The sequence below is a fragment of the Phormidium tenue FACHB-1050 genome, from assembly GCF_014696925.1.
Lineage (GTDB): Bacteria > Cyanobacteriota > Cyanobacteriia > Pseudanabaenales > Pseudanabaenaceae > Pseudanabaena.
Genome location: NZ_JACJQY010000079.1, coordinates 1 through 9,684, shown reverse-complemented (window position 1 = coordinate 9,684; position 9,684 = coordinate 1). Strand labels below are relative to the sequence as shown.

Annotated in this window: 10 protein-coding genes, 1 tRNA gene and 1 pseudogene; 8 read left to right on the top strand and 4 right to left on the bottom strand. The window is 42.7% G+C overall.

Annotation, left to right across the window (positions count from 1 at the left end; genetic code table 11):
- From H6G05_RS26130 to glnT, 3 genes and pseudogenes are all read left to right on the top strand, one after another.
- Positions 1-92, top strand: a pseudogene (locus tag H6G05_RS26130) (IS1 family transposase); the annotation flags it as partial.
- A 23-nt stretch (positions 93-115) separates the two neighbouring features.
- Positions 116-511 carry a type II toxin-antitoxin system VapC family toxin gene (locus H6G05_RS24515; protein WP_190582541.1) on the top strand — a complete coding sequence of 132 codons (396 nt, stop codon included), beginning with the start codon at positions 116-118 and terminating at the stop codon, positions 509-511.
- A gap of 105 nt (positions 512-616) precedes the next feature.
- Positions 617-1,924 carry a type III glutamate--ammonia ligase gene (gene glnT, locus H6G05_RS24510; protein ID WP_190582539.1) on the top strand — a complete coding sequence of 436 codons (1,308 nt, stop codon included), beginning with the start codon at positions 617-619 and terminating at the stop codon, positions 1,922-1,924.
- Positions 1,925-1,976: 52 nt separating this feature from the next.
- Here the strand turns inward: glnT and H6G05_RS24505 are convergent, their stop codons facing one another.
- On the bottom strand, positions 1,977-2,603 hold the full coding sequence (locus H6G05_RS24505; protein ID WP_190582537.1) for a Uma2 family endonuclease: 627 nt from the start codon (positions 2,601-2,603) through the stop codon (positions 1,977-1,979).
- A 211-nt stretch (positions 2,604-2,814) separates the two neighbouring features.
- On the opposite strand from H6G05_RS24505, the gene H6G05_RS24500 reads away from it, so the two are divergent.
- From H6G05_RS24500 to H6G05_RS24490, 3 genes are all read left to right on the top strand, one after another.
- Positions 2,815-3,699: a methylated-DNA--[protein]-cysteine S-methyltransferase gene (locus tag H6G05_RS24500; protein WP_190582535.1), complete on the top strand. Its 885-nt coding sequence runs from the start codon at positions 2,815-2,817 to the stop codon at positions 3,697-3,699.
- A 272-nt stretch (positions 3,700-3,971) separates the two neighbouring features.
- Positions 3,972-4,044 (top strand) — tRNA-Ala (locus H6G05_RS24495).
- Positions 4,045-4,111: 67 nt separating this feature from the next.
- Positions 4,112-5,473 (top strand): hypothetical protein, encoded by a 1,362-nt coding sequence (locus H6G05_RS24490; RefSeq protein ID WP_242025809.1) that lies wholly within the window; start codon positions 4,112-4,114, stop codon positions 5,471-5,473.
- Between the two features lie 71 nt (positions 5,474-5,544).
- Here H6G05_RS24490 and H6G05_RS24485 read toward each other — a convergent pair whose 3' ends face one another.
- Both H6G05_RS24485 and H6G05_RS24480 read right to left on the bottom strand, forming a co-directional pair.
- A complete protein-coding gene (locus H6G05_RS24485; protein WP_456356027.1) occupies positions 5,545-5,745 on the bottom strand; it encodes a DUF7219 family protein in 201 nt (66 codons plus the stop codon).
- A gap of 641 nt (positions 5,746-6,386) precedes the next feature.
- On the bottom strand, positions 6,387-7,373 hold the full coding sequence (locus H6G05_RS24480) for an ABC transporter ATP-binding protein (RefSeq protein ID WP_190582529.1): 987 nt from the start codon (positions 7,371-7,373) through the stop codon (positions 6,387-6,389).
- 288 nt (positions 7,374-7,661) lie between these two features.
- Between H6G05_RS24480 and H6G05_RS24475 the strand changes: the two genes are divergently transcribed.
- Positions 7,662-8,033 carry a response regulator gene (locus tag H6G05_RS24475; protein ID WP_094529540.1) on the top strand — a complete coding sequence of 124 codons (372 nt, stop codon included), beginning with the start codon at positions 7,662-7,664 and terminating at the stop codon, positions 8,031-8,033.
- 42 nt (positions 8,034-8,075) lie between these two features.
- On the opposite strand, the gene H6G05_RS24470 is transcribed toward H6G05_RS24475, so the two are convergent.
- Complete coding sequence (locus tag H6G05_RS24470; protein ID WP_190582527.1) at positions 8,076-8,588, bottom strand: phosphate-starvation-inducible PsiE family protein; 513 nt, start codon at positions 8,586-8,588, stop codon at positions 8,076-8,078.
- Between the two features lie 87 nt (positions 8,589-8,675).
- On the opposite strand from H6G05_RS24470, the gene H6G05_RS24465 reads away from it, so the two are divergent.
- Positions 8,676-9,560 (top strand): DUF72 domain-containing protein, encoded by an 885-nt coding sequence (locus H6G05_RS24465; RefSeq protein ID WP_190582525.1) that lies wholly within the window; start codon positions 8,676-8,678, stop codon positions 9,558-9,560.
- Positions 9,561-9,684 lie beyond the last annotated feature (124 nt).

The window sequence follows — 9,684 nt, the reverse complement described above, 5'->3', positions numbered from 1 at the left end:
AATCTATTGTGATGCATGATATTGTCATCGGCTTGTTTATCAATAGACATGAGTTTTGCTTTCAATCCTCCTCAATCTCTCAACAAATGTGACACACTACCGAGTAGCAAATCAAATGGATACTTATTTGGTGGATACTCATGCTCTAGCTTGGTTTATTGCTGAAGATAAACGCTTATCACCCTTAGCTGAGAATCTTCTTAATCAGGCTCAAGAAGGCGATATTCAAGTTTTAATCCCGACACTTGTTTTGGCTGAACTTACACATATTGCAGAGAAAGGTAAGTTAAAGGTGACAGTTGAGGAGATTTTGCAACAAATTAATCAGGGAGATGGTTTTACAGTGGTAGCTTTTGATTTCCCTGTTTTTCAAGCGATGCTTACATTACCAAAAGAATGGGATATTCACGATCGCGTGATTGCGGCAACGGCTAGTTATTATCAGACAACGTTGATTACAAGAGATGAGATGCTAAGGGCTTCATCTGAAATAAAAACTCTCTGGGATTGAAATAGACAAAGATTTGGTAAATATTGACAAGATTGATACGAGATTGCATTTTTATTTGAGCGATAATCCCGTTTGCTGAGAGATAAACATTGTGACTACGGGATTATGACTAAGGCTCTATCGGAAATTGCTCAAGAAAAAGGGATTCGCTACTTTCTCATTTCCTTCATTGACCTCTTTGGCGTGCAACGTGCCAAATTAGTGCCAGCCGCAGCGATCGACTCAATGGAAGCCAATGGCGCAGGATTTGCAGGATTCGCCACATGGCTCGACATGACACCCGCCGATCCTGACCTCTTCGCCATTCCCGATCGCAATAGTCTTTTCCCCTTACCTTGGCAACCCGAAATTGGCTGGATGCCTGCCGACCTCTACATGAATGGCGAACCCGTCAAACAAGCCCCACGCTATGTTCTCAAGCAAGCCCTCAGCCAAGCAGAAGCCCTCGGCTATCGCGTGAAAACTGGTGTGGAATGCGAGTATTTCCTGCTCTCTGCTGATGGTACAGATATTTCTGATTTAAGCGATCGCGCAAGCAAGCCCTGCTACGACCAACAAGCCCTAATGCGCCGCTTCGATATCATTGCCGAAATCTGCGATGCCATGTTAGCGATGGGTTGGGGAGCCTATCAGAACGATCATGAAGATGCGAATGGTCAATTTGAAATGAACTGGACTTATGCTGATGCTTTGGTCACAGCCGATCGCCATGCCTTTTTTAAATATATGGTCAAAGCGATCGCTGAAAAGCATGGCTTCCGCGCCACCTTTATGCCCAAACCTTTTCCCCATTTAACGGGCAACGGTTGTCATACCCACCTCTCCATTTGGGATTTAGAGGGAAATACGAATCTCTTCGATGATGTAAAAGGAGAACTCGGTCTATCGAGCTTAGCCTATCAATTTATCGGCGGCGTATTGCATTCCGCCGAATCCGTCTGCGCCTTCACCAATCCCACTGTCAATTCCTACAAGCGGATTAATGCTCCTGTCACCAACTCTGGCGCAACATGGTCGCCTAACACCATCAGCTACACAAGCAACAATCGCACCCACATGATCCGTATTCCCGAAGCAGGACGCTTTGAGTTTCGCCTCGCTGATGGAGCCGCGAATCCCTATCTCCTCCCTGCTGCCCTCATCGCCAGTGGTCTCGATGGCATCAAACACCAACGCGAAGCAGGGAAACGTTATGACAATAATTCCTACACCGATCCGCTTCCTTTTGGCACAGTGAAACAACTGCCAGCTAATCTTTTAGATGCACTCCGATGTTTGCAAGCAAATACGATTTTGCCAGAGGCGTTAGGCTCAGAGTTTGTGCAATCCTATATCAAGTTAAAGCAACGCGAATGGAATGATTACAGTACTCGCATTAGTCCTTGGGAATTAGAAAACACTTTGGATTGTTAAAATCCCAAAAAGCTGTAGCGTACGCTGCGCGTGCGCTACAGCTTTTTGGGATTTAATCATGCGTGCTTAACAATTTACGCCATGTTCTAACCATTGCAGGTTCTTGATCGGGTTGGATGTATTCGACCATCAGGTTTAGATCGAGATTGGGAAAGAATTGGCTTTGAGCGATCGCATTATATCCACTGCGATCGCTATTGATACGATAAAGAGCAAACTTCCTATTTTGATAAAACCAAACCTCGGTAATTCCTAATCCCTGATAAACTTCCAATTTATCAATACCGCCACTAGTGACCGTTATCTCGATCGCTAAGTCAGGCAATTCTTGACGCTGACCGATGCAGAAACTTTCATCGGGTTCTAATCCCCTCGCCGTTAATTCTGATTTGCAAGTAGCGGAGCCGCAACTAAAGAGGTCAATATTCATGACATCGGCATATACATATATTAATCTCGCAATCAGCGTTTTCAGCATTTCATGCTCTGGCGAAAGCGTCACGATTTCTAATGCTCCTTTGAGATAGGTTAGATGGAGGTTTTGATGTCCTGAGAATAGATCGATAAAGGTTTGGTATTGCTGCCAATTTATGTCATAGAGAGCAATACGTGGTTCAGCGATCGCAGGAGCAATTAATTTTTCAAGTTCAACTTGCGGTATATCAAGGGTGATTTTCATCGCTCAAATTCCCTCTTTTTCTTTTTCTAATATTTCACAATCTTCCATGCGAGCAAATAGACACTCTATAGAGATTAACCCATTACCATTCATAAAAAACAAGCGATCGCATTGCTAACTAGTCTACTAGCATTTTAGGTGATCGCAAGAAACGGTTAGCTTAAATATCAAATCATTGCTAAATTGAGAGTAAACCCTCGTATTGCTGAGCATGAACTCCCCGACGGACAAATTTCTAGATGAGAATATCGGCGATCGCGCAACCTATGAACTGATGGCAAAAGCGATCGCCTTTATTCGTCAAAACCATCGGCAACAGCCCGACCTCGCCGCGATAGCGCAACAGGTACATCTGAGCGAATATCACTTTCAGCGCTTGTTTACCAAATGGGCAGGCATTAGTCCCAAGCGATTTTTGCAATATCTGACTGTGGAATATGCTAAGTCCAAAATTGCGGAAACAAAGAACTTATTGGAACTAACGGAAGATATCGGTTTATCGAGTTCAGGACGATTGCATGACCTATTTGTGAACCTCGAAGCGATGTCACCGCAGGAGTTTAAGACTGGTGGTGTGGGTTTACAGATTTGCTATGGTATTCATGAAACGATGTTTGGTGATTGCTTGATTGCCATGACAGCGAGAGGTGTTTGTAATTTGTATTTTCTGGATGGAATGGATAATCAAGCTGCCGCATTAATGCTGCGAGAGGAATGGTCAAGTGCTGAGATTATTTGCGATCGCCAAATTACACAACCAATTAGCGATCGTCTATTTAGCAATCTTCCGAATCTGAATACCACGAAGCAACCGCCCCTCACTCTCTTTGTCAAAGGTACTAACTTCCAAATCCAAGTCTGGCGAGCCTTGTTGCGAATTCCCTTCGGTGGAATTACCACTTATCAGGGTTTAGGGCGATCGCTTGGTCGTCCCAATTCTGCGAGAGCGATTGGTAACGCTGTTGGCAGTAATCCAATTAGTTACCTCATTCCCTGCCATCGTGTAATTAGAGAGTCAGGTGAGTTGGGCGGCTATCGTTGGGGATTGGAACGGAAGACAGCAATGTTAGGCTGGGAGGCTAGTTGTCAGAATTAATAGTGTGAAGTGGCGCAAAGCGCCACTTCACACTATTTGGGTTTTGATTTGTCCTGATACAGGTGGCTATAGCTATACAACGCTTTGCGTTCAAATCCAAACTACGAGATTTTTTGAAAGGGTTGCTTTGCAACCCTTTCAAAAAATCTCGTGTGGTTCGTTTGTTCAGTAACTGCTGTAATTTTTTTAGCGATCGCATTTGACATTAAACTCAATTTGCGCGATTATAGACAAGCTAATAAATTAATTAGTAATTTAATTGGCAAGTTTCTGGGGCTATAGCGCAGTTGGTAGCGCATCTCAATGGCATTGAGAGGGCCAGCGGTTCGAATCCGCTTAGCTCCATACTAAAATAGGGAAAGTGCAATGCGCTTTCCCTATTTTCTCGTGACAAGAAATTATGTATCAATTTATGTCTAGTGCTGTAGCCGCGATCGCCTTTTTGCTTGCTGCTACCCCTTCTCAACCAATTAAAGCCCAAACTCCACCGATCCGCGCTTACCAGACTAAAGCTACAGCGATCGCTAGAGATGCTCAAATACTAGACCAACATCAAAAGGCGCATCCGAGTAGATTTGATCTCAAAAAATATCCGATTACGGATAGCAATGCTACGCATTGGCAAGAGTCTCTATGGGCAATCGGGGTTTTAGCATTAGACAAAAGCTATGCAGTGCAAGCCCTCGAAAATGTTTTAAAGATGACTACAGAGGCAAATCTCAGTAACCCCCAAAAGGGGATTATTGATATGGCGATGCAGGTAAGTTTGGAGCTATATACGCTTAAGCCTGAGGTCTATGGCAAGCTGCAACCACATTTTTTACGCACAATTAATTTCAGTGACGATTCTCAATGGGTAGCGCTATCTTTAGCGGCACTCTCTAAATCTACAAATGCTGACCCGAATCAACTCGCAAAACTAAAACTAAAGGTGCAGCAACGCTTTCCCAAATGGCAACAAGATCTCCATCTGCGGGTTTCAGTGGAAAATCTGTCTAGCGATCGCCTCGTAGCAGACAAGCCAAAAACAATTCCCAATCTTACGGATTTACTCAAATGGCAAGTTGCGCCTCAGCAAGCCCATGTGTATGTTCTCTGCCGTCCTAATCGCGATGTTTTATGTCTAATGCTCATCAAGGATCGCAACGGTAAATTTTTAAAACAGGGTCAGCAACTTTGGTCAGTGCCATTATTACTTCAGTCTGTACGCAATCTGGACTGGTACTTTACAAATGGGCGCACACCGCAGGGGCTGTATCGGATGGAAGGAATTTCACGGCAACCTGACGATGAGTTTTTTCATGCCTATGGACAATTTTCGCTGGTGAATTTGTTTGTGCCTTTTGAAGATGGCGTGAATGCTTTTTTACCAAATCAAAAAGGTAAATTCACGGGTAATTTACAAGCCTATCAAGCTCTTTTACCTCCGTCATGGCGGACTTATACGCCGATTCAGCAAACCTTTTGGGCGGGAAATGTCGGGCGATCGCTATTTCGGATACATGGCAGTGGTGCAGCGATCGATTTTTTCCGTAATAAAGATAAAGTGGTCAACTCCAAAAACTTTGACTGGAATGCCACATTGGGCTGTCTCTCAGCGATCGAAATTTACGATGATCGCGGCAATTTGATCAAAGCTGACATGCCCAAAATTCTTGATGCTTTAAATACGGTTGGCAAAGGTAAAGTTGAGGGATTTCTATTCGTTGTGGATGTTCCTAATCCATCTAATGAGCCTATCACCGTTTCTGAAGTTGCTAAATACCTCAACTAGAATTTCCCCCTTTTAGACATCTGCAAAAAATTAATCGAGCCCACAACTAGACTAAGAGAGTCAATTTTTATTTATGACATCGAAGAGTTAGTGGATTTTTCTAGCTTTTGCCATAGTTCTGCAATTTGCGAGTAAGCTTCTTGGGGCGAGATGTCACCGCTAGTTTGCAGATTATAAATAATGCTGACCCGCAAAGAGAACTCTTTTAAAATTTCATTAAACATCAAGTTTTCAGTCTTAGATCCCTCGTAGTATTGAGCCCGTGGAAACATATGAGTAGCGTTTAACATGGTTTTTGCTGATAGTTATACAAAGGCAATACTGTTTTGGTCTTTCCCCTCACAATCTGATTTTTTCTTGCTCGCAAGAATCAACCAATTTGACTGCCACCATTACACTAATACTGCCGACGAACTTTAGATAGACCGTAAAGTTAGTTGTTAGTTAGACAAAAGTTACAATCTCCAAAACATCATGATACCCTCACGAAATATGGCGTTTTTCAAGCAATCGAGGTACAAAGGTCTGTTTTCCAGCCTTCGGCGGGAAACAAATCCGTACTTCACTAGACTGATAAACGCTATATAGCAATGTATAGCTGCCGTCGATTGTGTTAGGACAAAAGCAAAACCCAAGAAGAGAAAGGCGGCGCGAAGCGCCGCCTTTCTCTTCTTGGGTTTTATAGCTGTCGCCATTCTTTTTAGGACATAAAACTCAAATAGTGTGAGGCGGCGCTTTGCGCCGCCTCACACTATTTGGGTTTTGATTTGTGGCTATAGCTATATAGCAAAAAAAGAGTTAGCTAGTACAAACCAACCAAAGCCCAAAAGATGAGTGGCGGCGCTTCGCGCCGCCACTCATCTTTTGGGCTTGATGTCTTAAGCAAAACTTACATTGCTATAGTAATCCTTCATTAATTGACACTACCAGCACGGAAAACGCGACCAATTACTTCTTCGATCGCAGGTTCATTTACTGACAAATCCAGAATTTCTAATTCGGCAAGAATTTGAGAAACAGTCTTAGTCAAATCTTCCCTTGGCACTAAAAAACAAACCGCTTGACCATCAATATTTAGGATTTGACCATACTTTTGTAAATCCTCGCGATCGCCTATCGGTTGGGCTAACTCCACCCGCACTTCCCGATATGGTGCAAAGTTGTCATGCAAGCCATCGAGACTGCCATCATAAATTAGTCCTCCTTGATGGATTAGCAGCACCCGTTTACATAGCGCCGTAATGTCCGCCATATAGTGACTTGTCAACAAAATCGTCGCATTGTAGCGCTGATTATATTCCCGCAAAAATTCCCGCACACTTGCTTGAGCGTTAACATCTAAGCCCAAAGTTGGCTCATCTAAAAATAAAACTTGGGGTTGGTGCAATAAAGCCGCTAATAATTCTGCCTTCATCCGCTCGCCAAGGGAGAGCTTTCGCATGGGTTGGGTGAGTTTACCCTCCAGCGATAACATCTCTGTAAGTTCGCCGAGGCGATGCTTAAAAACTTTTTCAGGAATGTCATACACCGCCGCATTCATTTTTAAGGAATCTAGGGCTGGAAGATCCCAAATTAATTGCTGTTTCTGCCCCATGACCAAGGTGATTTTTTGTAAAAAGTCGGTGTCTCGGCGAAAGGGGATATGCCCTGCAACTTGGATATGCCCCGATGAAGGATGGATTAAGCCTGTCAGCATTTTTAGCGTTGTGGTTTTACCTGCGCCATTTGGTCCCAAAAAACCAACTATTTCACCTGAGGCGATCGTAAAGGATATATCTTTGACCGCCGCAATTGATCGATATTGACGATGCCAAAAATGCCTAATAGTGCCAATTAGTCCAGCATCTTTGACGGCTATATTATAAATTTTGCTCAAACCTTCAACTGTAACCATTGCCATAACGCTCTAACCAAGATGCATTCTGATATACTGTCAACAATATCGATGACTTTTATTGATATTGGCTATTAATTTAGATAAAGTTAGCTCAATAACTCTGTAAAGACACAATCGAAAAACAGTTAATGTTGAGTAGGCAATATTCTTAACCTTATCTTATTTTTAAGGTTTTAGAAATTTTATGATTGCATTAGCAATTGATCGTTCTAAACTGGCTTAATTCTCAAAGGTATTGAGTTTTGATGACGATGTAGGCTAACGCACAACTGGAAAACAAGGAAAGCAGTCATGGTAAAAGTCCTCGTAGTGGACGATAGTCCGATGGTGTTGGAGATGGTCTCGGCACATTTAAAGCAACATGGTATGGAAGTTACGGAAGCAAACAACGGTGCTGAGGCAGTTGAAAAGCTTAAAGCTTTAACGCCCGATCTCGTTGTTACTGACGTGGTCATGCCTCAAATGAATGGTTATGAGTTATGCCGTTGGATCAAAAATAATGCCTCTACGAAGGATGTACCCGTAATTATGTGTACAACCAAAAGTGAGGAATTTGATAAGTATTGGGGCATGAAACAGGGAGCAGATGCTTATTTAACTAAGCCTTATCATCCACCTGAATTAATCAAAACCATTAAACAGTTACTTAGTCAGGTCAAATAAATCAAATCAAAATAGAAAAGGGGGTGCTTAGTACCCCCTTTTCTATTGACGCTCTTTGAGTCGTTGTGATGCTTTTTGTTCGGGATCAATGCCTTCAAAGGTCGGGGGGAGCCAGACCCGAACGATTAAAAGTACTGCCAAGGCAACTAAGAAGGCACAGGTTGCTAATATCTGTTTCCATTCGACTTCTAGTAACCCTTTGACAATTACTTCCCGCAAAACCGAAACAATTGTTACTTCTACGGAAACACCAATCGATACTCGTTGTTCTTGGAGATAAATAATTAATAGGCGAAATAATTCCACTAAAATGAGGATAAATAAAATATCGGCAGTGACTTCGTGAAAGCGCAAAGTCGTAACTAACGATAGGAAAGTCTGCTTAAGTTGCAACACCATGACGCAGAATAGCCCAATACATAGAGAAATCGCGATCGTGTCTTGGACTAGCTCTAATGTTTTGACAACACGACAACGCAGAGTAGTTTGGTCTTGGTTTGGAGTGATTGGGGCTTCATCAATATGAGCGTCAATTAATTTATTTGACTGTTGCATGTCTAAAATTTCATCCATTAAGAAATATGGAATCAAATTAACATAGGCTGTATTTATAGCACAATCATAATCTCATTAGTTTTTGTAATGTCTAACATATTTTATTTAGGTTGTGCGGTTTGGGCTTTTAAGGGTTGGGTTGGTGATTTTTATCCGAAAGGGAGTCGTTCAACGGAATTTTTGCCACTTTATAGCGATCGCCTGATGGCAGTGGAGGTGAATTCCACTTTTTATGTGATCCCCGATCGCCAAACCATCGAGCGTTGGGCAAAGGATACTCCCGCAGAATTTCGCTTCTGCCCTAAATTTCCGAAACATTTCACCCATAATGGTTTGCTGTTGCCCCACATTGAGCAGGCTTTTCAGTTTTTAGATTTGGTATCGGGTTTTGGCGATCGCTTGGGTGTGTCATTTATCCAGTTACCGCCAAGTTATAGCCCCGCAAATTTTGCTGATTTAGAGAATTTCTTGAAAGCATTACCGACTCAGGATTATCAAATTGCTTTAGAAGTGCGTCATGCTGATTGGTTTAAACCGAATTATAGCGATCGCCTCAATCAGTTATTACACAGCTTAGGGATCGGACGGGTATTGTTAGATTCGCGCCCCATATATGATTTGCCTCTTGGTGATGACATTGATCCTGCCTTGTCGATTCCAGTCCAACAGGAGCGCCGCAAACCTAATTTGCCTTTGCAACCTGTGGTGACTGCCCCATATAGTATTGTGCGGTTTATCAGTCATCCTGAACGAGATCTGAATATTCGCTTTTGGCAAGAATGGGAAACGTATGTACGCGAATGGCTCGCACAGGGAACCCAGATCTATTTCTTTATGCACTGCCCGATCGAAGAGCGATCGCCCCATAATGCAAGGTACTTTCAGGAAATGTTAGAAAAGGCAAATGTTCCAGTGCCAGTGTTACCTTGGGATCAGCTTATTCCGCCACCACAGCAATTAACACTCTTTTAAATTTCCTTTACTCGACGATTTATCCTAGATTCAGCAGGTTAAATTTGAAATAAGGTATTTTTAATAAAGAGCAATCAAAATAGCCAAATGCCAGAGATAGACGTACAAGACATAGACCATCTGG

Excerpts from the sequence above, each read along its gene's own strand:
- H6G05_RS24500 (WP_190582535.1), top strand. The coding sequence starts at position 2,815 with ATGAACTCCCCGACGGACAAATTTCTAGATGAGAATATCGGCGATCGC.
- H6G05_RS24465 (WP_190582525.1), top strand. The coding sequence starts at position 8,676 with ATGTCTAACATATTTTATTTAGGTTGTGCGGTTTGGGCTTTTAAGGGT.
- H6G05_RS24485 (WP_456356027.1), bottom strand. The coding sequence starts at position 5,745 with ATGTTTCCACGGGCTCAATACTACGAGGGATCTAAGACTGAAAACTTG.
- H6G05_RS24490 (WP_242025809.1), top strand. The coding sequence starts at position 4,112 with ATGTCTAGTGCTGTAGCCGCGATCGCCTTTTTGCTTGCTGCTACCCCT.
- glnT (WP_190582539.1), top strand. The coding sequence starts at position 617 with ATGACTAAGGCTCTATCGGAAATTGCTCAAGAAAAAGGGATTCGCTAC.
- H6G05_RS24470 (WP_190582527.1), bottom strand. The coding sequence starts at position 8,588 with ATGCAACAGTCAAATAAATTAATTGACGCTCATATTGATGAAGCCCCA.
- H6G05_RS24475 (WP_094529540.1), top strand. The coding sequence starts at position 7,662 with ATGGTAAAAGTCCTCGTAGTGGACGATAGTCCGATGGTGTTGGAGATG.
- H6G05_RS24480 (WP_190582529.1), bottom strand. The coding sequence starts at position 7,373 with ATGGCAATGGTTACAGTTGAAGGTTTGAGCAAAATTTATAATATAGCC.
- H6G05_RS24515 (WP_190582541.1), top strand. The coding sequence starts at position 116 with ATGGATACTTATTTGGTGGATACTCATGCTCTAGCTTGGTTTATTGCT.
- H6G05_RS24505 (WP_190582537.1), bottom strand. The coding sequence starts at position 2,603 with ATGAAAATCACCCTTGATATACCGCAAGTTGAACTTGAAAAATTAATT.